The 23,840-nt window shown below is 32.7% G+C and carries 23 protein-coding genes and 1 pseudogene; 20 read left to right on the forward strand and 4 right to left on the reverse strand.

What is annotated here, in order from left to right:
- Positions 1 to 18 precede the first annotated feature (18 nt).
- The 10 genes from BN55_RS00460 (at position 19) to BN55_RS00500 (ending at position 8,870) form a co-directional block, all read left to right on the forward strand.
- Positions 19 to 678 (forward strand): DsbA family oxidoreductase, encoded by a 660-nt coding sequence (locus tag BN55_RS00460; RefSeq protein ID WP_008469541.1) that lies wholly within the window; start codon positions 19 to 21, stop codon positions 676 to 678.
- Between the two features lie 97 nt (positions 679 to 775).
- Complete coding sequence (locus BN55_RS00465) at positions 776 to 1,012, forward strand: hypothetical protein (protein WP_008469542.1); 237 nt, start codon at positions 776 to 778, stop codon at positions 1,010 to 1,012.
- A gap of 130 nt (positions 1,013 to 1,142) precedes the next feature.
- Positions 1,143 to 2,015 carry a mucin-binding protein gene (locus tag BN55_RS00470; RefSeq protein WP_008469544.1) on the forward strand — a complete coding sequence of 291 codons (873 nt, stop codon included), beginning with the start codon at positions 1,143 to 1,145 and terminating at the stop codon, positions 2,013 to 2,015.
- 92 nt (positions 2,016 to 2,107) lie between these two features.
- Complete coding sequence (locus BN55_RS00475; protein ID WP_008469545.1) at positions 2,108 to 2,398, forward strand: LPXTG cell wall anchor domain-containing protein; 291 nt, start codon at positions 2,108 to 2,110, stop codon at positions 2,396 to 2,398.
- 46 nt (positions 2,399 to 2,444) lie between these two features.
- Positions 2,445 to 2,981, forward strand: coding sequence for a DUF4767 domain-containing protein (locus BN55_RS00480; RefSeq protein WP_008469546.1), 537 nt, complete (start codon positions 2,445 to 2,447; stop codon positions 2,979 to 2,981).
- Positions 2,982 to 3,073: 92 nt separating this feature from the next.
- Positions 3,074 to 3,244, forward strand: a complete 171-nt coding sequence (locus BN55_RS10120) for a hypothetical protein (protein WP_008469547.1) — start codon at positions 3,074 to 3,076, stop codon at positions 3,242 to 3,244.
- Positions 3,245 to 3,556: 312 nt separating this feature from the next.
- Entirely contained in the window at positions 3,557 to 5,131 is a 1,575-nt protein-coding gene (locus tag BN55_RS00485; protein WP_008469548.1) for a type I restriction-modification system subunit M, read from the forward strand.
- A gap of 2 nt (positions 5,132 to 5,133) precedes the next feature.
- Positions 5,134 to 6,339, forward strand: a complete 1,206-nt coding sequence (locus BN55_RS09495) for a restriction endonuclease subunit S (protein WP_008469549.1) — start codon at positions 5,134 to 5,136, stop codon at positions 6,337 to 6,339.
- Positions 6,340 to 6,417: 78 nt separating this feature from the next.
- Positions 6,418 to 8,184 carry a DNA helicase RecQ gene (recQ, locus tag BN55_RS00495; protein ID WP_008469550.1) on the forward strand — a complete coding sequence of 589 codons (1,767 nt, stop codon included), beginning with the start codon at positions 6,418 to 6,420 and terminating at the stop codon, positions 8,182 to 8,184.
- Positions 8,185 to 8,306: 122 nt separating this feature from the next.
- A complete protein-coding gene (locus BN55_RS00500; protein WP_008469552.1) occupies positions 8,307 to 8,870 on the forward strand; it encodes a hypothetical protein in 564 nt (187 codons plus the stop codon).
- Between the two features lie 4 nt (positions 8,871 to 8,874).
- Here the strand turns inward: BN55_RS00500 and BN55_RS00505 are convergent, their stop codons facing one another.
- Positions 8,875 to 9,978 carry a glycosyltransferase gene (locus BN55_RS00505; protein ID WP_008469554.1) on the reverse strand — a complete coding sequence of 368 codons (1,104 nt, stop codon included), beginning with the start codon at positions 9,976 to 9,978 and terminating at the stop codon, positions 8,875 to 8,877.
- A 128-nt stretch (positions 9,979 to 10,106) separates the two neighbouring features.
- Between BN55_RS00505 and BN55_RS00510 the strand changes: the two genes are divergently transcribed.
- From BN55_RS00510 to BN55_RS00535, 6 genes are all read left to right on the forward strand, one after another.
- A complete protein-coding gene (locus BN55_RS00510; protein WP_008469556.1) occupies positions 10,107 to 10,754 on the forward strand; it encodes a DsbA family oxidoreductase in 648 nt (215 codons plus the stop codon).
- 116 nt (positions 10,755 to 10,870) lie between these two features.
- Entirely contained in the window at positions 10,871 to 11,524 is a 654-nt protein-coding gene (locus BN55_RS00515; RefSeq protein WP_008469558.1) for a sunset domain-containing protein, read from the forward strand.
- Positions 11,524 to 12,375: a DNA/RNA non-specific endonuclease gene (locus tag BN55_RS00520; RefSeq protein WP_008469559.1), complete on the forward strand. Its 852-nt coding sequence runs from the start codon at positions 11,524 to 11,526 to the stop codon at positions 12,373 to 12,375. The genes BN55_RS00515 and BN55_RS00520 overlap by 1 nt, the downstream gene beginning before the upstream one ends.
- A 114-nt stretch (positions 12,376 to 12,489) precedes the next feature.
- Positions 12,490 to 15,240: a DEAD/DEAH box helicase gene (locus BN55_RS00525; RefSeq protein ID WP_008469560.1), complete on the forward strand. Its 2,751-nt coding sequence runs from the start codon at positions 12,490 to 12,492 to the stop codon at positions 15,238 to 15,240.
- Positions 15,233 to 16,135: a hypothetical protein gene (locus tag BN55_RS00530; RefSeq protein WP_008469561.1), complete on the forward strand. Its 903-nt coding sequence runs from the start codon at positions 15,233 to 15,235 to the stop codon at positions 16,133 to 16,135. The genes BN55_RS00525 and BN55_RS00530 overlap by 8 nt, the downstream gene beginning before the upstream one ends.
- 62 nt (positions 16,136 to 16,197) lie before the next feature.
- The gene (locus BN55_RS00535) at positions 16,198 to 18,141 is read left to right on the forward strand and encodes a M13 family metallopeptidase (RefSeq protein WP_008469562.1); all 1,944 of its coding nucleotides are present in this window, start codon (positions 16,198 to 16,200) and stop codon (positions 18,139 to 18,141) included.
- 84 nt (positions 18,142 to 18,225) lie between these two features.
- Here the strand turns inward: BN55_RS00535 and BN55_RS09655 are convergent, their stop codons facing one another.
- Positions 18,226 to 18,399, reverse strand: a complete 174-nt coding sequence (locus BN55_RS09655; RefSeq protein WP_008469563.1) for a hypothetical protein — start codon at positions 18,397 to 18,399, stop codon at positions 18,226 to 18,228.
- Positions 18,396 to 19,064, reverse strand: a pseudogene (locus BN55_RS00540) (glycoside hydrolase family 1 protein); the annotation flags it as partial. The pseudogene BN55_RS00540 and the gene BN55_RS09655, both read right to left, overlap by 4 nt.
- 128 nt (positions 19,065 to 19,192) lie before the next feature.
- Here BN55_RS00540 and BN55_RS00545 point away from each other — a divergent pair.
- Positions 19,193 to 19,912, forward strand: a complete 720-nt coding sequence (locus tag BN55_RS00545; RefSeq protein ID WP_008469566.1) for a GntR family transcriptional regulator — start codon at positions 19,193 to 19,195, stop codon at positions 19,910 to 19,912.
- Positions 19,913 to 19,921: 9 nt separating this feature from the next.
- Positions 19,922 to 20,275, forward strand: coding sequence for a hypothetical protein (locus BN55_RS00550; protein WP_008469568.1), 354 nt, complete (start codon positions 19,922 to 19,924; stop codon positions 20,273 to 20,275).
- A 138-nt stretch (positions 20,276 to 20,413) separates the two neighbouring features.
- Here the strand turns inward: BN55_RS00550 and BN55_RS10170 are convergent, their stop codons facing one another.
- Positions 20,414 to 20,569: a hypothetical protein gene (locus tag BN55_RS10170; protein WP_008469570.1), complete on the reverse strand. Its 156-nt coding sequence runs from the start codon at positions 20,567 to 20,569 to the stop codon at positions 20,414 to 20,416.
- Between the two features lie 625 nt (positions 20,570 to 21,194).
- On the opposite strand from BN55_RS10170, the gene BN55_RS00560 reads away from it, so the two are divergent.
- Both BN55_RS00560 and BN55_RS00565 read left to right on the forward strand, forming a co-directional pair.
- Entirely contained in the window at positions 21,195 to 22,709 is a 1,515-nt protein-coding gene (locus BN55_RS00560; RefSeq protein ID WP_008469573.1) for a class I SAM-dependent DNA methyltransferase, read from the forward strand.
- A 35-nt stretch (positions 22,710 to 22,744) separates the two neighbouring features.
- Entirely contained in the window at positions 22,745 to 23,827 is a 1,083-nt protein-coding gene (locus BN55_RS00565) for a restriction endonuclease subunit S (RefSeq protein WP_008469574.1), read from the forward strand.
- The last annotated feature ends 13 nt before the right edge of the window (positions 23,828 to 23,840 follow it).

Raw genomic sequence — 23,840 nt, forward strand, 5'->3', positions numbered from 1 at the left:
AAGCGAGAGGTGGCAGAGATGAGAATAGAGATTTGGTCAGATTTTGCTTCGCCTGAATGTTATGTAGGACAGGTAAGATTGCAGCATGTTATTCAGCGCTTAGGAATGCAACGCGATGTTGATTATCGACAAGATGCTTATTTAATAGATCCGCAGGCTCCTGTAAGATCTGTAGAAACAAATGCTGAAAAGTTAGCCTATGATAAAGGCATTTCATTAAAACAAGCCCATGAACGATATGAGCACTGGAAGCGGCTTGGCGCAACAGAAGGGTTAAATATTAGATATGGTTTTGCATATAACACAAATACGATGGATGCCCACCGTTTAGTATTGTGGGTCCAAGATGAATATGACGACCCTACTTTGACGCAAAGATTAATTGATTTATTGTTTAAGGCTAATCTAACTAATAATTTTATTCTAGCTGATCGTGAAGTTTTAGAAGAGATAGGACAAGCAGCAGGTCTTAATGGAAAAGAAATAATTAGAATGCTTTCTTCTAATGCTTATAAAAAAGCAGTAATTGCTCAAACTGCTCATTTTAATGATCTAGGCGAAAGCAGCTTGCCGTTTTTTATTATCGGCAAGAAAAGTTTTGCTGGAATTCAGCCTCGTCAAGTATTTGCGGATGCATTAAATAAAGATGCAGATGAGTTTGTAAATGCTAGATTATAAAAACTAATATATAAAGTCATTATTTTATATAAATTGCAACACTTGAGTTACACTAAAAGTGTAAAGTGTTATTTAAAAAGATAAGAGGTAGATACTTATGAGTAAAAGAGTTTGGAAAACAATTGGTATTATTTCAGCTGTAGCAGGAGTTGCTGCAGGTGCAACTGCAATTGTCAAGCACAAGATTGATCAAAACAAGGATGAAAACGAAAATGCTGATGACTTTGTAGAAGTTAGCGACGGTGTAGGTACTGAAGATACGCAAGCTGCTTCTGACGATTCAAGTCAAGACAGTGATGACAGCCAAGACAATTCAGAAGATGAAAATAATTAATTAGTTCCCTCTGGCTTAAAAGCTAGGGGGATTTTTGTGCAATAAATAACATCTTAGCTTATGTTATAAGTCATAATTTCTTCTATAATAAAGTTGATTAGACATTTTAAAATAAAGAAAGATATTAATAATGAAAAAGAGTCTTATAGCAGCGCAAGTAATTACGAGTGCATTGCTGTTAGGAATTAGTCAGCAAGTTAAAGCTGATACTGTTAATCAAAGTGACGAAAATGAAACTGTTTCTCGAAAACAAGAGAATGAATCAGCGATCGTTTCATTTTCTAATTTTGGTCAGGCAGCTGCCAATCAAGTGTTACGTACGCAAAATAATCCTCAAATTACCTATCAAAATCAAAGTCGCCAGGTGACGGAGACGATTTATTTTCAAAATACTGCTGGTCAAGAAATCGCACCTCCACAAAAGCAAGTAGTAATACTGCATCGTGTAAATACCTTGCAAAATGGCACAGTAATTAATTATGGAGCTTGGTCGAAAGCGGATTTTGCTCAAGTTAAAGCACCTGAAATTCCTGGCTATACACCAACGCAACCTTATTTAGATGCTTTGCCTGCTAACCAAAGTTTTTATTTTATCTGGCAATATCGTAAAAACAATAATGCGCAAAACCATACTACTAGTTTTCAACCCGCACCAGTTCATCCAACTAGCGTTGAAACTAATCCTTTAAATAATTCAAATGTTGACCAAACTAATATCCATCATCCAGCTACTAACTTAAGAAATGCTGCTCGATTAAGAAATAGTACGCAATATAACATCAATGCATTAAAGGATAATTTTAATAAGCTAGATAACTTTCAAAATAAGCAAGTCATCAATCAAACCAAGTCAAATTTAAATTCGTATATCTCAAAAAAGAGAATTGCTAAACAATTGCCTCAAACAAGCGTTAAAAATTCTAATGCGCTTAGTTTGATTGGACTTGTCGGAACAATGGCTTTTATTGGTTTATGCGGAGTGCATAAGCCAAAAAATGCTTAATTAGGAGTTTCAAGGGTTCTTTTTATGTATACACACCTAAATGGTTTACAATTAAAGTGATTAGTAAAAATGTAATTTTTGAGGTGATAGAAATGGCAAAAAAGTTTTTAACAATATCTTTAATTAGTGCAGGGCTGAGTGCAGTTGCTGCAGGTGTTTATTTATTTTTAAAGAAGAGGAAAGAAAATAGTGCTGATGAAAATTATTCCATCGATAATGGGCAAGAATTAGACTTAAGTTCTGATCCATTCTTTAATAAAGATTTGCCGCATATCAAGCATCAAACAATTCCTGGTCAAGCAGAAATGGAAGTTAAGAATTATACTTATTCTTCAACTACTCCTGCTGATCGGATGCCAAGTAAAACGAGTCATGCGGATTAATTAGAAGCTCGATTTAATCGGGCTTTTTTCGTAGGAGGAGTTAAAAATGAAAAAACTTATCTTGCTTCTGCCTTTAAGTATTAGCTTGTTTGGTCTGACTGCTTGCCAAAATCAAAGCAATAATAGCAATAGTAGTCGAATTTTTTCAGGCGGCGTAAAACACGATAAAAAGCTTCTTAAAATTGCCCAGCAAAAAGATCTAGATCAGGCAGTAAAGACTTATGGCAAAAAGAATAATTTAAAATTCAAAAAATATGATGGAAAAAATGATCTCAAAGTAAAGCAAGATCGGCTTTATCCAGCTGCTTTTAAAAATGATGAATTTTACTTAAATAATAAAAAAATCTCAATTGGCTGGGATCCTTATGGCAAATATGCATATGATTATGAAGTGCTTGCAATTTACAATGCTAATTTAGCTAAAGATGATCACCAGACTTTTCTATTTTGTCGCCACGATAAAAAACCAATTGTTTTAATTGAACAAGACAATACACGCTCACATAAAATTGAACTAAAGCAAAGTCCAGATAGTGGTTTAAACAGTGCTTTTGTTGGGATTATGAATGGGTTTAATAAATAGAAAAAAAGAAAGATCAAATTTTTGTTAATCTAGGTTTTTCATTCTACAATAGAATTTGAATGTTACTTAAGAAAAAGAATGGAGGTTTAGTTATGGCATTACCAAAATTTGATCAAGAAAAAGAAGATATTATTAAAGAAGTTAGAGAAATGATTCACCGCGACCGCGATAATGGCTATATTTTAGAAAGCCTACAATCGCAATATGGCGAAGATTTTTCTGATGCGGACTTAAAGAAGTTTATTCAAGAAGCCAGCAACTAGTTATTGTAAAAACTGAATATTTCTTAAGAAGATAGAAAAGTTTCTGTCTTCTTTTTTATCCGTATTTTTAAAATGTAGTAAAAAACACAAAATTATGATGACAAATTTACTATTGTCATGTATTCTTGTTATCTGGGTCTTTTCACATTTGTTAAACTAGAAGTACGGATGAAATGTTTTTTACACTTGAATATGAAAATAATATATAATTTTTAGAATTTATAATATACACATATCTATTATTATGCGAGCCGAGCGTTATAATAAATGTAGAATAACAGATGTCATCTAGTAAAAGTTGGAAAGAATATTATGTCTGATAAAAAAATTGTTGCTTTGCAGTCAGCATTATATAGTGCTGCAGATGCTCTCAGAGCAAAGATGGATGCGAATGATTACAAAGATTACTTATTAGGAATCATTTTTTATAAATATTTGTCTGATCAAGAATTATATTTGATTGCAGACCTAAAGGAAAAACCAAATATTAGCTTGAAACAAGCGCAAGAACTATTTGAAAGTGAACCTAATTTGTATAAACAGGTGAAATCTAAGCTCGGCTATAGTATCGTTTCTGAAGATACTTTTACCAATATGATTAATAAAATAGCTCAGGAAAACTTTAAGATTTCTGATTTAGAGATGGCTATTCACAAGATTTCCAATGATAATCAGCAACTTGCTGGGCTTTTTCAAGATGTTCGATTAGATTCGCCTCGTTTAGGACCGACTGCAATTAAAAGAGCAGCCACAATTGCTCAAGTTTTACAAACTTTGGCACCTTTAGAAATCGTCAAGACAAAAGGCGATACTCTTGGGGATGCATATGAGTATTTAATTGGTCAATTTGCTTCAGAAGTTGGTAAAAAGTCAGGAGAATTTTATACTCCGCAAAAAATTTCAGAACTTTTGACAAAGCTTGCTTTGATTGACCAAGATCCAGATAAAAAGTTATCTGTATATGATCCAGCTATGGGATCAGGGTCTTTGCTGTTGAATTTTAAGAAGTATTTTGCAGCGCCCGAAAAAGTGGCTTATTACGGTCAAGAAATTAATATTTCTACTTTTAACTTGGCGAAGATGAACATGATTTTGCACGGCGTGTCTTATGAACAACAACACTTACATAATGGCGATACGCTAGAAAAGGATTGGCCACCGCAAAATTTTAATGCCGTAGTTATGAATCCACCATATTCTTTAAAATGGAGCGCAGACAACGAATATCTAAAGGATCCGCGCTTTAAGCAATTTGGAGTTTTAGCACCAAAGTCAAAGGCTGACTATGCCTTTTTGCTTCATGGATTTTACCATTTGAAAGATAACGGAACCTTAGCAATTGTGCTTCCGACTGGCGTTTTGTTTAGACAAGCTGCTGAAGGAAAAATTCGTAAGCAATTGCTTGAAATGGGAGCAATTGATGCGGTAATTGAGCTTCCAGTTAATTTGTTTTATAATACGACGATTCCGACTGTTGTCTTGGTGTTAAAAAAGAAAAAGCAAAATCGTGATGTGATGTTTATAGATGCATCTCGCGAATTTCAAAAAGAGAAAAAGCAAAATTATTTGCGTGAAAAAGACATTCAACATATTTTAACTACATATCGCAAGCACGAAAATATCGATGGCTACGCTCATTTAGCTAGTTTTGATGAAATTAAAGATAATGGTTTTAATTTGAATTTACATCGCTATGTCGATACTTTTGAAACCCAAGAAGACATTAATTTGAGCGATTTAGCAGGCGAGTTAAAGGAAGTTGATCAACAAATAAATGCTAAACAAACTGAATTAGTAGGTTTGCTGAAGAAATATCACTCAAAAGATGCTAAAACCATGAAAGGCTTAAATGATATTATTGAAGAATTAGAAAGAGAATTAAAGTGATAATGACATCCACTTACCCCGAGCCTAACTTGCGTATAAGCGAATTTTCTGATGGCTGGAAACTTCGAAAAATTGGTCAGATCACTGAGCGGATAAAATCCTATAACATTTCCCACAAATTAGAAGTTAAGCAAGATACAGGCGTTAAGTCGTTGCATTATGGTGAAATCCATCGCGGTTATCTTAATCGCATTAAGAATTTTGATAGTCTGCCTAACGTTGTAGATGACGATTATGCTTGCTTAAAAAAAGGCGATGTAATTGTTGCTGATGCTTCAGAAGATTTACCAGGATTAGGTGAATCTTGTTTTATTGCTCAAGAACCTCAAAATGAAAAGGTTGTTGCAGGGCTGCATACTTTAGTTTTACGACCTTCAGAAAATTTGGATCCGGATTTTTTGTTTGCTTATTTGAAAACAATTCAATTTAAAAGATATATATATCAAGTCGCAACTGGCTTAAAAGTTTATTCGTTAGCCCCCACAGCTTTAACAAATTTTAAATTGCGTGTGCCAAGTTTAGCAGAACAAAAAGCAGTCACTAAGCCCTTAACTTTGATTCAAGATGAAATTGAACTGAATTATAGTAGAAAAGCGGCTTATGAAAAATTAAGATCAGATTTTATTAGTAACGCAATTATCAATAATCGTACGATTGCCAAAAAGAAACTAAAAAATTATATTCACTATAAGAAAAAGACGATTTTTCCGAATAAAATTAAAGATAGGCAATACTATGAATTTTCGATGCCAGCTTTTGATGAAGATGGCAAACCAGCTCTGAAATCCGGTAAAAAGATGCGCAGTACGCGTTTTATCTTAGACGAGCCATGTATTTTGTTTAATAAGCTGAATGTTTATAAAAAGAGAATTTGGAATTTACACCATATTCCGGAAAATTCCGTCTCGTCAGCTGAATTTTTGCCAATTATTTGTGAAAATATCAATCAAGACTATCTTTTTGAAATTTTACGCAGCGATTATTTGACCAGTCAGGTAATAGCACTGTCGATAGGTTCTTCTAATAGTCAAAAACGACTTCATCCATCGGATTTATTGCAAATAAGTATTCCGATGCCTGATTTAGCTGAGCAAGCGCAGTTAGTAGAAATCATTTCTTGTTTTAATGACAGTATTAACGAGATTGATCAAAAAATTAAAAAGTTGATTTCATTGCGAGATTTTTTACTTAAAAACACATTTATTTAATAAGCTGAGGATAACCCAGCTTATTTTTGATGGTAGAATATATTTTGTTATTTTCGCAAAAAGGGAGGGGAACCAAAGATGCAGATGCCACAGCAAATATTAAAGCAAGTTTTTGGCTATTCAAATTTTAGGCCAGGTCAAGAGAAAGTGATTTCGCTTGTTTTAAATAAACAAAACACTTTGGCTGTTATGCCAACAGGTGGAGGAAAATCAATATGTTATCAAATTCCTGCACTAATTCAGCCTGGTGTTACATTGGTGGTTTCGCCTTTAATTTCTTTAATGAAAGATCAAATCGATTCTTTGCGTCAAAACGGAATTGTAGCTGCTGCATTAAATTCTAGTACTCCTCAAGAAGAAGTGAATCCGATTTTGCGTCAGGCTTATCAAGGAAAAATCAAATTGCTTTATGTGACGCCTGAACGACTGGCTATGGATTATTTTCGCTATCAGTTAAATTTTTTAGACATTGATTTAGTGGCAGTTGATGAAGCTCACTGTATTTCGCAATGGGGACATGATTTTAGACCAGCTTATCGTCAGCTATTAGATGGTATTAAGGTCTTAAAGAGTAAGCCCAGTATTTTAGCATTAACTGCGACTGCTACGCCGCGAGTTCAAAAAGATATTGCTGAACAATTGGATATTCCAACGCAAAATTTCGTAATTACATCTTTTGCAAGATCCAATCTTAAATTTAGCGTTTTAAATTCAATAAAAAATACTAACGCTTATATGTTACAGATTATTCGCGCTCATCCTAATCAAGCTGGTATTATTTACAGCAATACCCGCAAAAAAGTTGAAGAAATTAATGAATATCTTAAAAGATATGACATTAAATTAGCGGCATATCATGCAGGATTAAGTAATTCTTTGCGTGAAGAAATTCAAGATGACTTTCAATTTAATCGTCTGCAAGTGATTGTGGCAACGAATGCTTTTGGTATGGGAATTGATAAAAGCAATGTGCGATTTGTTATTCATGCAAATAGTGCGTCTAATATAGAATCTTATTATCAAGAAGCAGGACGTGCCGGTCGAGATGGCGAAGAATCGGAAGTAATTTTAATTTATCATCCTGGCGATGTACGACAATATCGCTGGTTTATTGATGAATCAGATGCTTCAGATGAATATAAAAAATTGCAATACGAAAAACTACAGAAAGTAACCAATTATGCTAATACTGATCAATGCCTGCAGCAATTTATCGTGCGCTATTTTGGTCAAGATTGCGATGCTTGTCAAAAATGCTCTAATTGTTTAAATGAAAATAAGAAAGTTGACGTAACAGATTACGTTAAAAAGATTATCTCGATGATTTATGAACTTGATGGACGCTTCGGTAAGAGTGTAGTTGCTCAGGCTGTCTCAGGTTCAACTAATCAGCGCATGAAAGAAATTGGCGCTAATAAATTAGAGCATTTTGGCAGTTTAAAGATTTCTCAAAAAGAAATTATGAGTATTATTGATTTTTTGATTGCGAATAATTTCTTAGAAAGCATTGGCGATCAGTATCCGGTTATTCATGTAACTAATCGCGGGTGGGATGTCTTGGATGGAAAAGTTAAGGTCTTAAAGAAAGAAGCGAAAAAGCCAAGACAAGTAGCTATTAGCGATAACCTTGATTTATTTGATGATCTGCGCCAGATGCGCTTAGAATTAGCGCGCAAGCAAAAGGTGCCGGCTTTTATGATTTTGTCAGATAAAACTTTGCACGAAGTTGCGGCTAAAAAACCGGATAGTCGTGAAAAGCTGCTCGAAATTAGTGGTATAGGACGAGAAAAGATGCGTAGATATGGTAAAAAAATTTTGCAAACAGTTACTGGGTTTCAAAAATAGTGTTTGAGTTAAATAGTTTAAATAACAGCAGACTACTATTTAGAAAAGATATATGATGATATAATTCTAATCCTGATTTATATAAAATAATAAAAGTTATTTTTAATAGAAAGGAGAATTATATGCGGCCAGTAACTGTTGGCTTAGCTGATAAGATAAGAAAAAATACTTTTCAAATATATCAAAAATCAGGACATAAAAAAATTACTTTGCGTCATATAGCACAGGTTTGCTCTTGTAGTCCCGTTCCAGTATATGGAGCTTTTGGAACTTATGATGAGATGCTTCATTATTGTTTGAAAAGTTCAGTAGATGAAGTTATTAGTAAGGCTGAAGATGAGCATTCCCATAGTTTACTTTTAGATTTCGATCTTGCCTTATTAAAATGTGTTGCTACTAACAAGGGCTTTAAAGAAGAATTTACTTTAAAAGCATCTAAAGTTATTCTCGAGAAGGAATTAAGCTGTGGATGTGAAAAATTGTTAAATGCACATAAAATTGAATTGACAAAAAAGATGAAGTTTGAAGTTAATCAAAATACGAAATTTATATATAATTTCGTTTCTTTGCTTCATCCTGGCTTTTTGGAAAAAGACAATTCTCATATCTTTGAAAATGTAATCATAAATTTGCATAAACATACTTTGAATTTAGATGATAAGCATAAAATTAGCGTTGAATTTTAATGATTCAACGCTTTTTTGCACTCCTTATCATTGAAAGGGCCATTTTTGCACATTTGTTAACATTTAAGCTTCGTGCGTAGGTTTGATATTTTTTGCTCATATTCCCCAACTCTAAAGGATGTTCATACCAGTATTCAATCCTTTTTGCTAGTTCGTGGTAATCTTCGGCTTTAAACTGATTATTTTTAGTTAAGCTATAAGAAGCTGTCGAAGATAAATCGCTACTTGCAATAATTGGTACGCAGCCACTGGCAAAAGCTTCCATGCAAGACATTCCTTCAACTTCAACGTTTGCACAATGAACAACGAGCTGGCTTTTGGCTTCTAATTTGCGAAGTTGCTTGCTATTAAAGTAGCGCATAATTGGTTTTCGGGGTAAAGTTTTGGCTAAAGCTTCAAATTTATCTTTGAGCGGTCCTTGTCCAGCAAAGATTAAATTAATATTTTTTGCATATTTGCAAACTTGCATTGCCCTAAATAAAGTGTATTGATCTTTTTCATTAGAAAATCGGCCAATGCATAAGATAGTAAAATCTTGTTGAGTATCAGTTTTATGTGGATTATCAATAAAAGCTTGCGCAATTCCATTAGAAATGACGACTAATTTTTGCGGGAAATGATACTTTTGTAAGTTTCGTTTTACTTTAGCCGTCGGACACTGGATGACGTCGCAATTTTTGTAAGAAATCTTTTTAAAAACAAACATGATCAAATTGTTGATCCATTTTTGATTCAAGATGGGTACCGAAGCGGTCATATTTTGCGGATAAATGTGAAATGTGCCAGTAACGGTTTTGCCCATCTTTTTGGCTAAATGTCCAGCTTGCCAGCCGATAGGAAATGGTGTATCTAGATGAACGTAATCTGCCCATTGAACGGCTTTTAAAGTGGTCTTTCTGACTGGAAGAGCAAAATGGAATCCTTGCTGGGCAATCAATTTGGCGAAAAATGGGATTTTCATTTCTGGTAAAGAGTAGGATACATCGCCAATTGCTAAAACGCGCACGTCGCAGCCTAATTTTTTGAATTCTTTAACAAAGCGTTGCGTTGAAATGGACATGCCATTGCTATTGTTATGATAATCGTCAATTACAATCAGAATTTTCATCGTTGTGCTCCTTAATAACTTTATTTTAACAAAGTAAAGCGGATCTAAATAATTGAAGAACCTAATTTATTTACTTAGAATATGAACTGTAAAGATCCATGTTAATTTAAGAGAAAGAAGTACTTATTATGGAAATATCAATTTGGATGGACTATGCATGTCCATATTGCTATGTTGATTTTGTCAGACTACAAAAAGTTATTCAAAATTTAGATTTAGACAAAAAAATTTATCTTAATATCCATGCTGCGCAAATCGATCCTGGCGCTCCCAAGACTAGCGCTAATACTACTGGCCAGCTGCTTGCTATTAAAGATGGTTTAACTAAAAAGGAAGTTTTGCAAAGGTTTGAAACAATTAAAGAACTGGGACAAAACGCAGGAGTCGATATTAAGTATCAAGATACAAGAAATACTAATACTATGGATGCGCATCGTTTGGTGCAATGGGTGTTGCATGGCTTAAAAAATCAAGATAAGGCTGTAAAACTTGCTAATTTATTATTTAAGACTTATTTTACTGAAAATAAGGAATTAGCAGATCATGAAGTTCTGATCGACCGTGCTTATCAAGTAGGCATTGATAAAGCAAAAACTAAGAAAATGCTTGATAGTGATGAATATCGCGACTTGGTAATTGAACAAGAAGATATTTTGCAAGATCGAAACATTAATTCCGTGCCATATATGGTTATTGATGGACATGCTTATACTGGAATTCAAGACGAAAATGTATTAAAGCAAGCAATTACGCATGCTTTTTACACGGTAAATTAGGAAGATATTGAGAATTTAGACGCTGGAAAAAGTTTCAGCGTTTATTTTTTTGCCCAAAAACATTTTTGTATAGTGTAAACTAAATTATGGATATTTATTAATACTAGGAGAGAGAAATGGAAAATAAGATTGTCAAAGTCATTATGTGGATCTTATTTTGGTGGTATTTAATTCCATATTATTTGTTTAAAAAATATGTTTTTCGTAAAGACCATCAAATTTTGTATTCTGCATTGTCTAGCATTATTGTGTTATTCATACTTTTGTTTGTTATTGCGGTAAATTCGCCAGATGATTCTTCGTCAACTAAAAAAGATGAAGCACCAACTGTGCATGTCGTAACTAAAAAAGTGGGGAGCGACAAGCTAAAAAAGAGTAAAGCAAAACAAAAGATCTTAGCAGCTCAAAAGTCTGAAAAGCAGAAAGAATACGATAAGCTTAAAGATGAGCTAGACGATAAAAAACAAGAACAAGAGCAAAAGCAAGAAGAAGAAAAACAGCAAAAACAGGAGCAAGAAGAGCAAGCTAAGCAAAAGACTGAGCAAGAACAAAAAGCTCAAGAACGTGCTCAAAAAAATCAGACACATGAAGCACCGACGAATCATGGTGATTTAAATACTGCTTCAACCGGCACCATTGTTGGAAATTCGCGTTCGCATATTTATCATGTGCCTGGTCAAGCCGGCTATCGTATGAATTCAGCTAATGCTGTTTACTTTAATAGTGAGCAAGAGGCGATCAATGCAGGTTACAGAAAGGCTAAGAGATAATGAAAAAGAAAATTTATGCAGTATTTGCTAGCGTAATGCTCATAGCTGGTATTGGAGTAAGCAGTGTTAATACTAATGGTAATTTAGCAATTGCTAAAACAAAGATCGTTACTAAATACAAATATGATCATAGCGATGAGCGTAAAGCTAAAAAGATCGATCAAGAAAATAAATCCACTGAAAAGAAGATTCGTTCTTTAGATAAGAAAATTAAAAAGCTGCGTGAGCAGTTAGAAAAATATTCTAAAGGCACTAGTGTTGAATCAGTCAGCGCTCAGAAATTAGCTTCTTTAAATTATTCAGGTCAAGATATTATTACAGTAAATAATAATAATCCCAGTTTCACACAAGCTGATCTTTCAACAAGTCAAGGTGCTTGGCAAAGATATTCAGATCTTGATAATTTGAATCGAGCACAAAGTGCCAATGCGCTTTTGAATAGTTCATTGATGCCAACGAGTAAGAGAGAACCGTTAAGAGTAAATCCGACAGGCTGGCATAATAAACGCATTGCTGGTGGTTGGCTATATAATCGTAGCCACTTAATCGGTTATCAATTAACTGGACAAAATAATAATTGGAAGAACTTGATTACAGGGACGCGTCAGTTGAATGATCCGGATATGCTTCGTTATGAAGATGAAGTAGCACAATATTTAAAGCGATCACCGAGTCATTTTGTAAGATATCGCGTAACGCCAATTTTTAGAGGAAACGAATTGCTAGCTCGCGGAGTAGAGATGGAGGGACAATCGATTTCTTCAAATGAAGTTCATTTTAATGTTTATATTTTTAATGTTGAAAATGGGATGGATCTGAATTACGCTGATGGAACTAGTAAAGTTGCTTAAAAAAGCTTTGTAAGTTTAAAAGCTTGCAAGGCTTTTTATTTAAAAATTTTTTATGCAAAATATAACTTATTACGTATAATCAATAGTATCAGTTTTGATTAGAAGTTGGTTTTAATGGATAAATTTGAAGCGAAAAAATTATTAAAAGATTTAGATATTGTACAAGAATTTTTAAAAGACAAAGATTTACCACAGTTGGAACGCCAGTTAAGTTCTGAAGTGGAAACTTTAAAAAAAGAGGACTATGATATTTGGATTAATTCTATTCCGGATTCTGTTAAAGAAATTATGTATAAGAAATTAATGCCGGAAGAAATGTATGACGTATTTTTTCCATCTTTACTTCATAGTGACCTTTCTAAGAATGAAATTATTTTAGTTTTCTCTATCTTAAAGTCTGAAAAAGAAATAGACCAATGTACATTAGAAAATTCAGGTAAATTGAATGATTTAAAAGTGATTTTACAATTTATCGTAGAAAATGATCGATCAAAATTTTTATCAATTTTTCAAAATCCTGAAGTTAAGCAAAAATTGCTTCGGGCTAAAGAGTTTGCCGAAAAAAACAAAAATTTAATTTCCAATATTTTGTTTCGGAAAAGAAATGAATGGGATGAGATAGCTGAGTCATTTGAAGGCTTAGATATGAGTTTAAAAGATGATCGACAGATATATTTGGCTCCATTTGTAAATCAAAATACAGAAACGCTCAATGAAGATAAATTTTTTTCAATTATACAAGAGTTTCTTAAAAATCAAACGAATTTATTATCAATTCAAAGTAAAAATGGTATAGAAGAAAGTGTTCGTGATATTTGGGAAGAATTGAAAAAAGAAGAGCTTGCGCAACAATTAAATTCTTTTTCCATTGAAATGCTAAAAAAGCGGATCAAAAATGAACAGATAGCTGCTGCGTTGAATGATTTTAATAGTGTTGAAGAGATAATTAAGTTATCAGTTAATGATATTGTTGAAAGGTATGATTTAAGTGTTCAACAAGGCACAGAACTTTTAAAGCAAGCTAAAGATATACGGAACAAGTTGAAATCTAATGTTTATCCTAAATTGACATTAGACAAATTAAAAGGAAAAAGATTGCAACTGCTTCATCTTTTAAATGTTTATAGAAATTATCCCAATGATCAAGCTGTAGAAGAAAAAGTGGTTTTGGAAAACTATAAGCAATTGGAAGAAAAATTGAATAGTCTTGAAAGTATCGCACCTAATAGGTATCTAACTAATTCAATAAGTTCAAATTCTTTTGAATACTGGCGAGAGAGCGAAAAAGAAATTTATAGAATAATAGATGGTTGTATTCGAGTTAATAGAACATTTAAAAATTATTTGAAGGATAATTTGAATGATCAAGAAATTAAGGCTCTTTTTGAAAAAGATAGTGCCACATTTTATGCACTAATCGAAGAAATTACAGGTAATAAGAAGAATTATAATCCATCTGATTTACCAGATTATATTGTGCAAGAAGTCCAGAAAACTAAGCTTGATCTTAAAGGATTTAAAGCGCATTTGAGATCATATCAAGATTTTGGTAGCAAATATATTTTCTATTTTCAAAAGACTTTATTGGGAGATGAAATGGGACTGGGTAAGACAATTCAGGCTCTTGCAGTAGCCACACATCTTTCAAATCAAGGAAAGAATCGTTGTTTAGTTGTTAGTCCATTAAGTGTTCTTGAAAACTGGAGAAGAGAGATTGAAAAATGGACAAATTTAAAGTGTTTTGTATTTAGAGGAAATAAGGCTACTAAAGAACAAAATTTAGCAAAGTGGGAAGAAACAGGTGGTATTTTACTTACTAACTATTCTCAATGTGGCATATTAAAAGAAAGTAGAGAAAAAATTGACTTTGATTTTGCAATAGTAGATGAAGCGCATTTAATCAAAAATCCGTCAACCAAACGCAGTAAAAATGTTAATGATCTAATTAAGAATTGTGATTATAAATTACTTATGACCGGTACTGCTTTAGAAAACAGAATAAATGAAATGTTTAATTTAATTGAACTTCTTAATAAATCTTTAGCAGAGAAGGTTGCTAATAATTTGAATAATAAAACTTATAAAACTGATATAGCTCAAGTTTATTTAAGGCGAAAAAGAAAAGAAGTTTTACATGAGCTTCCAGCCCTTAGTTTTACTACGATGTGGTCAACATTTAATGATGAAGAGCAAGTCTTTTATGATCAAGCAATACGAGAAGGCACAGGGGCTGGTGTCTTGATGAAAATGCGTAGAGCAGCATTTATCGATGCTGATAGTCAAAAAATTAAACAGATTATTGATATTTGTATCGATGCTCATGAAAATAATGAAAAAGTTCTGGTCTTCTCCTTCTTTAAATATTATGTCCTTCAATTTTTGAAGAAACATTTACCATATTTAGCAGATGACATTATTAGTGGTGATCTGCCACCCAATCAACGACAAGAAGTGATTGACATTTTTTCTAAAAATCCCAAACAGAATGTACTTTTGGTGCAGATTGATGCAGGAGGATTTGGACTGAATATTCAAGCTGCAAATAGGGTCATTTTGTGTGAACCACAATGGAAGCCATCGACAGAGAATCAGGCTATAAGCAGAGCATATAGAATGGGACAAAATAGAAATGTTATGGTTTATCGTTTGTTGACTAAAGATAGTGTTGATGAAACTATGATGGAAATCATTCATAAAAAAGAAGACATTTTTAATACTTATGCTAATGACTCAGCTGTTGCCGATGCATTTATGAATTCCGACTCAGATAAAGAAGAGAATGAGGAAGTAGTGAAGAAAAAAGTATTCCAGATTGAACGAGAGCGTTTAGAAAAGAAACAGGAAGTGGTTGGGGCTAATGGATAGTAATATTGATAATAAACAAGTTTATGTTAGGACGAAGACGTGTTTGATTTGGAATATTCTAGGCTTAGCAGTTTTACTAATATCATTTACAGTCATTGCATTTCCTGAAATAATAATATTATTGATCACTTTAATAAAACGCGAGGTTAAAGTTTATTCCTTAAAAGAGAATAATTATTTAATTATTTCAAAAAGAAGATGGAAGGAATATAGGAGAATAAATAATATAGGCTTTTGGAGTCAATATTCTCTCGTTTCAGTAACAAATATAGTTAAGCAGAATTACCATGAAGTTAATTTAGAAAAGCCCAATATAGCAAAACAAGGTGATCATGAAGAAAGTGCTCAAGAGATAGAAGATATATCTAAGATGGTACCCGTTAAAACAAAAAGAAATTTAAGAGATGTAGACATAGATATTACACATTATTTAAATGAATCTACTAAAGATGAAAAGTCTAGTAGTTTGAGTGAAATTTTTAAGGATAGTGATTTTAGTTTTGTTAAAACTAGACTTACTGATCGAAATAGTAAACAAAATAAAGCAAGTTTAAACAAAAAGAATCTTTTACCGAACGAGCGACAAGAGTATGAAAATTTAAAAAATAAAATAAAACTTGAAAATAATGGAGACGCGAATTTTGGAGTAGATTTTAATAATAAAGTAATATTTATTGATAAATTATATGAATCTGAAAGTTTCAATAAATTAACGTTTGGCGATTTATCAGATGTGAAAATAAATCAAAATATAAGTGATATTGACTTTATTAAAAAAGACGGTAATAAAATTAAAGCATCTTTCATAAAATATCCTGTTAGTGAAGAAGAAAAAAATTTAGATAGTATAATTTTGAAACAATTAGTACTTAAAATTAAATCGAAGATTTCATAGTTATATTCATAATATCTTCATTAAATGATAAACTTAATTAATAAAAATGGAGGTACAAATACATGAGACATTATTTTAGCGTGCGTGGCGGGGCTGGCGATCTTACTAAGCCAGATGTAAATACCCGTATTCAAGATAATTTATATTTGGCAGTTAATTCGAAGTGGCTTTCTGAAGCAAAGATTCCAGCAGATCGTACTTCAACTGGAGTTAACTTGATCTTAGATATGAAAATTGAAGATCGAATGATGAAGGACTTTGCTGATTTTGCCAGTGGAAAAAAAGATGTACCAGCTGTTAAAAATTTACAAAAATCTGTTGATCTTTATAAACTGGCTATCGATTTTGGTAAACGTAACAAGGATCAAGCCCAGCCAATTCAAAAAGATTTAGAAAAACTTGCTTCCCTAAAAGATTTTGCTGATTTGAATAAACAAGCAGCAGAATTAGTTCAAGCTGGCTTTGATTTTCCAATTGAAGCTTTCGTTTCAGAAGATATGAAAGATACTTCTCATTATTCGCTTTACTTAAATGGATCAGGTACTTTCTTGCCAGATACGACTGCCTATCAAACGCCAGACGCAGAAAAGTTGCTTGATACTTTAGCTAAGCAGAGCGTTGAATTATTCAAGAAGGCTGGCGTAGATGAAGATCGTGCAAAGCAATGGACTAAAGACGGTTTATCATTTGATAGGAAATTATCTAAAGTAGTTAAGTCTGCGGAAGAATGGGCTGATTATGCAGGGATGTATAATGCAATTAGTCTTGCTGATTTTGAAAATAAATTTGATCAATTTGATATTCATGCATTTTTAGAAAAATTATTTGAAAAACTACCTGAAAATGTAGTTATGGCCGAAACGCGCTTTTTTGATAAGATTAATGAAGTGCTTAATGAAGACAACTTTGATGAAATCAAAGGCTGGATGTTAGTTAAATTTATTAACTCTGCTGCTGGATATTTATCTCAAGACTTTAGAAAAGCAGCGTTTCCATTTAGACAAGCTGTTTATGGTGTGGCTGAAATGCCATCTCAGGAAAAGCACGCTTATCGTTTGGCTGATGCGAGTTTTGATGAAGTTGACGGTATTTATTATGGTCAAACTTACTTTGGTGAAGATGCCAAAAACGATGTCATCAGCATGATTAAGAACATGCTTAAAGTTTACGAAGAACGTATTCAAAATAATACTTGGCTTTCAGACGATACTAAAAAGCAAGCTATTGTAAAATTAAAAGCTTTGAAGCTTAAGGTAGGCTATCCTGAAAAGCAACAAGCTATCTTTGATCGTTTGCAAGTTGATCCAACCAAGAGTCTTTATGAAAATGAAGTTAAGATCACTCAAGAAAAAATCAAATATAACTTTGAAAAACTCAATCAACCGGTTGATTCAAGCGTTTGGGCAATGGCTGGTAACTTGAATAATGCATGTTACGATCCACAAAATAATGATTTGACTTTCCCTGCAGGAATCTTGCAAGCGCCATTTTATGATGCAAAACAATCGCGTGGTGCTAACTATGGTGGTATTGGAGCAACTATCGGTCACGAAGTATCACACGCCTTTGATAATAACGGTGCTCAATTTGACGAAAAGGGTAATTTAAAGAACTGGTGGACTGATGAAGATTACGCTGAATTTAATAAGCGAACTAAAGCGGTTGCCGATATTTTTGATGGCTTACAATACGGACCAGCTAAGTTAAATGGGAAGCAGGTTGTTTCTGAAAATATTGCAGATTTAAGTGGCTTGAGCTGTGCAGTTGATGCAAATAAATTGGATCACGGCGATATGCAAGATCTTTTTAAGACTTACGCAAAGAGCTGGATGCAAAAGCAACGTCCTGAAGCAATTACTGCTGAAGTTCAATCAGACGTTCACGCTCCACAACCTACAAGAGTTAATATTCCATCTCAATGTCAAGATGCCTTCTATGAAGCATTTGATGTTAAAGAAACTGATGGAATGTGGCTTGATCCAAAAGACAGAATTCAGATTTGGTAGAAAAGATGTCAGAACGAAAAGTTCTGGCATTTTTTGCAAACAAAAACCAATGAAGCAATCAGAGCTTCATTGGTTTACTCTATATTAAGCTGTAGCATTTAACTTGGCAGATTTCTTAGCAACTTTTTCATCAATTTTTATAAATGGAATGTAGAACAAAGTTGTAAGAACGATGATGATAATTTGTAATAAAACAACTTTCCAATCTCCGCCACTTGCTAAGAATCCTGAAATAAATGGTGGAGTGGTCCATGGCAAGTAGACGGATAAACTTCGCTGTAAGCAAGCATGCCACCAATTTTACATTCAGTTGTTGTTTCATGAATATAATTAGCAATTGCTGCATGACAATACATAATGTTATGAGTTATTTGGTAAAGATCTTTTAATGAATGTTTATCGCTCATCACACCAGCAATTTTGAATGTACCTGGTTGAGAATAAAGATTTTGTTCATTAAAAGTAATCCAGTACTTAACTCGATTTTTAAAATGATCAACTAAAACTTTTCCGTATCTGATGAAAGCTTCGGCTGTTTCTTTGCTTAAAAAGCCATCGTATTTTTCAGCTAAGTGAAGTGGCATATCAAAATGATAAAGGCAAATCATTGGCTGAATATTTCTCTTTAAGCAGCCGTCAACCAATTTGTCGTAGAAGGTCAATCCTTCTTGATTTATTTCGCCATCGCCATCTTTAATAACACGTGACCAGGAAACAGAGAAACGATACATTGTCATCCCTAAATCTTGCATTAAATCCAAATCTTCATCGAAATGATGATAATTATCATTAGCAAAGTGCCAATCGCTTACTTGATCGCTTGCTTGACGAATATCGTAAACTGATTTAGATTTGCCGCCTTCGTTATAGCCACCTTCAGTTTGCATGCTTGAAACTGAGTTGCCCCAATAAAATGGTTTCATTTTAAAATCTCCCTCTGCAATTGAAACCGTTTTCTTATTACATATACAATTATAGAAAGGACTAGTTTTTAAATAAATAGGTGCTATGCTAGATGTAAAGAAATAAGTTTACAACTTGGATTTGAAAAATGACGAAATATATTGAAATTGCAAATGACATTGAACGCAAGATTTTAGGAAAACAGTATAAGAGAAAGCTTCCTAGTGAACAAAAATTAGCTGATGAATATCAAACTAGTAGAGTAGTAATTTCTAAAGCTTTAAATTGGCTCGCTGCTAAAAATACAGTTGAAACAATTGTTGGTAGTGGTACTTATGTTAAAGAAAAGAAGTATTATCAAGCTAACATGCAAGAAATTCCAGCCAACTTGCATGATGGGTTTTATCATTCAATGCGAGGAAAAGGCGAAGGAAAGATTGAAAGTCATATAGTTTCTTTTTCGATTAGGGAAGCAGATAATGAGGAAGCAAAAAAATTAAACTTAAAGCCTGGAGATGAAGTCTATGACATTATTCGTCAACGTTTAGTTGAAAATCATCCCAGAAAATTAGAATATACGGTAATGCCAGTCAAAGTTATTCCTGGAATTACGTTAGACGTTCTTCATAAATCCGTGTATTCGTATATTCAAAATGAGCTAGGTTTAGAAATAGGAAAAGCTAATCGAGTAATTAGTGCTGATAAAGCTGATGCCTACGATCAAGATTATTTAGATTGTAAGCCTGATGACGCAGTCTTATCGGTACATCAACTTGCCTTTTTAAAAGATGGGCGGCCTTTTGAAATTTCAGAAACGCGCGATCGTTACGATAGAGCAGAGTATATTCTTTATCAAGTTAAAAATTAGGAGAAAATTATGGCAATTGAATGGATTTGTTACAAAGAAAATGGCGATTTGAACTATAAACTACCTTTCAGTCCAGATCACGTAAAGCAATTTGTCGGTCAAAAAACGCGGGTAACTTTAAAAGATGGTAGTCAAAAAGTGGGCTTTACCAGCAATAATTTCGTTAATAATAATTTAGAGTTATGGACCTTTGAGAATTTAGATGAGCAAAAGCATGCTTTAACTGGCAAAGACCGGCTTAAGCAAAATTATGTAAAAGTTAGTTTAGCTGATGTAAAAACGATTGAGACTATTTTAAACAGTAATCCACGTAGCGGGATGATTTTAACGAATAAGTTTCAAACTGATAATAAAAAGCTGTAGATTATAGTAATCGATCTAGAAAATAATTAAATCTCTTTAGATACCTCTTAAGCCTAAAGGCTTTGAAAGTGCTTAGTTGAATATTTTGCAATTGAACGATTGCAATTTGTTTAATGAAATTAGAATCTAGATGAATTTTTAATTAAATCGTTCTTTCCTAGGATTATTTTTAGCTTTACTCAATCGAATCTTTACAGGATTAAAATTGATTAATTTTTGTTGCTTTTGCGATTTAACTTTATTTTTAAGCATCTTTTTAAAAGTCAATAAATCTTTCTTATTTATCGTGTTCATAATTAAGCTTACTAAGCCATATAGATACATATTCTTGCTGATTGTCGAATGTTTGATAAGTAAAAGAGATACGACTACTTTCATCTAGACAAATATGTGGCTTCAAATTGAATGTGGGATTAGTTTGGCGCAAATCTTGGATGACTCGTTTAAGCGAATAAATATAAGCGCTAGTTAGAAAGGGCTTAACAACATCTAAGGCCGAAACATTCATGCTCTTTCTTTTTTTAGCGAGAACGGTAGATTTTTTGAAAATAACGATTGTATAAATCCTTTAGCCGAAAAGTTGGGATGACTAGAAAGCCAGTATAGAATTTTTCAGTCGTATTGTTTGATTGAGATTAAAAAGAGATATTTTCATCAATAAAAATATGAAATTGCTTAGTATGACGATGTGGTTGAAATAATTTCTTTAAGATCATATTTTTTCTCCAAGTAGATTTTATAGAAGTATTATATCGAACACAAGTTCTGAAAGAAAGCGAACAAGAAAAATATTATTGTGAATCATTTTTTTATTATGTGAAGTTGCTGAACGTATATTCTTAATGAACTTGTTGTGAAATGGGAGTTCAGGGTAAAATAGAAATATTATTTGAACAAAAACAATTTTTAGGAGTTAGCAATGATAAATGGAGAATTAAAAAGTAAGATAGATAGTTTATGGGATACATTTGCTGCTGGAGGCTTAACTAATCCTTTAAATGTTATTGAGCAAATTACATATTTGATGTTCATTAAAGATCTAGATGATTTAGATAATAAAAAGAAAAAAGATAATTTATTATTAGGATTAAATGATTATAAATCAATCTATGATGGTGAAGTTCAGGTTGATGATGATTTAGTTGTAAATGGCGATGAACTTAGATGGTCAACTTTTAAAGATTTTGCTCCAGATAAGATGTTTACCGTAGTACAAATAGAAGTTTTTCCTTTTATTAAAAATTTGAAAAATGGTGAAGATAGTTCTTTTGCTCGACATATGAAAGATGCAACATTTTTAATACCAACACCAGGTTTGTTATCTAAAGTTGTAGAAGCGTTGGATGAAATTTATCGCTTGATGGATGCAGATGTTTCAAAGAGAGCTGATATTCGTGGGGATGTTTATGAATATCTCTTAGGAAAGTTATCTACTGCTGGGCGAAATGGTCAATTCAGAACACCACGCCATATTATTAAGATGATGGTTGAATTAATGGATCCGCGAGCTGATGATAAAATTGCTGATCCTGCAGCAGGTACGGCTGGATTTTTAGTTGAAGCTGCTGAATACCTTCAAACTAAGAAAAAAGACGAAATTTTTTATACTAAAGAAAATAAACATTACTTCAATAATGAAATGTTTACGGGTTATGATACGGATCAAACCATGCTTCGAATTGGAGCGATGAATATGCTTACTCACGGAGTGGATAATCCTAATATCGATTATCATGACAGCTTATCTGATCAAAATACGGACAAAGATGAATATTCATTGATCTTAGCTAATCCTCCTTTTAAGGGGAGTTTAGATTATGATACGGTTTCAAATGATTTGCTTAAAGTATGTAAAACTAAAAAAACAGAGCTTCTATTTTTAACTTTATTTTTGAGAATGCTAAGAGTAGGCGGTAGATGTGCATGTATTGTGCCAGATGGAGTTTTATTCGGTTCATCTAAAGCTCATAAATCAATTAGAAAAGTATTGGTTGAAGATAATAACTTAGAAGCAGTAATTTCAATGCCTTCAGGTGTATTTAAACCATACGCTGGAGTTTCAACTGCAATTTTGATATTTACTAAGACTGGTAATGGCGGCACTGATAAAGTTTGGTTCTATGATATGACAGCTGATGGTTTTTCACTTGATGATAAACGAACACCTGTTAAAGAAAATGATATTCCTGATATTATTGAAAGATTTAAGCATTTAGACAAAGAAATTGATCGTAAAAAGACTGAAAAGTCATTTATGGTTGATAAGAAAGACATTGTTGATAATGATTATGATCTTTCAATTAATCGTTATAAAGAAATAGAGTATAAACCAGTTGAATATCCACCAACTAAAGATATTATTGCTGAAATTGAAAAATTAGATAAAGAAGCAAATGATGCATTACAAGAGTTAAAAGCTCTTTTAAAAGACTAGAAAGGAAAAACAAATTCAGGTTTGTAGGGTAAAAATTGATAGTAAAGCTTGAAGATGTATGTATAAAAGGTACATCAAATATTAGACAAAAGGATCTTATTAATAAAGATGGCAAATATTCTGTTTATGGTGCATCTGGAATAGCTGGGTATTTGAATTCATTTCAGTTTGAAAAGCCATATGTTGGAGTAGTCAAAGATGGAGCAGGCATAGGAAGAGCTATGTATTTACCCCAAAATTCTTCAATTATTGGTACCATGCAAGCTTTAATTCCTAAAGAAAATATATTGCCTAAATATCTTTATTATGCTGTTTCAGCTATGCATTTGGATAAGTATTATAGTGGAGCGACTATCCCACATATTTATTTTAAAAACTATAAGCATGAAAAGTTTAATTTAGTATCTGTAGAAGAACAAAAACAGATTATTACTATATTTTCAGCGATAGAAAAAAATATTAACTATAGAAATCATCAGTTGAATAAGCTAAATGAACTAATCAAAGCCCGATTTGTCGAGATGTTTGGTGATCCGATATTAAATTCTCATTATTATAATCTGGTTAAATTAAGTAGTCTAGGAACATTAGCGAGAGGAAAATCAAAACATCGGCCTAGAAATGATCCCCAACTTTTAGGCGGTCCATATCCTTTAATTCAAACTGGGGAAATAGCAAATTCAGATATTTTTATTAAAAAATTCACTAACACGTATTCTGAATTAGGTCTTCAACAGAGTAAAATGTGGCCAAAGGGCACTTTGTGCATAACTATTGCTGCTAATATAGCACAAACAGCAATTTTGTCATTCGACGCATGTTTTCCGGATAGCGTTGTAGGTTTTATCCCTGGAAATTGTGATATTATGCCACTTTATTTACATTATTGGTTTTCCTTCTTTCAAAAAATAATTGATTCTCAAGCATCGCAAGTAGCACAAAAAAATATAAATCTTAAAGTCCTTTCCAACCTTGAAGTAATGTTGCCTCCGAAAAATGAACAAAACGAATTTGCGAACTTCGTCCAACAAGTCGACAAATCAAAAGTTGCAGTTCAAAAATCACTTGATGAGACACAAAAATTATTTGATAGCTTAATGCAAGAATATTTTGGCTAAAAAGTGGTTTAAT

This window comes from Lactobacillus hominis DSM 23910 = CRBIP 24.179, from assembly GCF_000296835.1.
Classification (GTDB): Bacteria; Bacillota; Bacilli; order Lactobacillales; family Lactobacillaceae; genus Lactobacillus; species Lactobacillus hominis.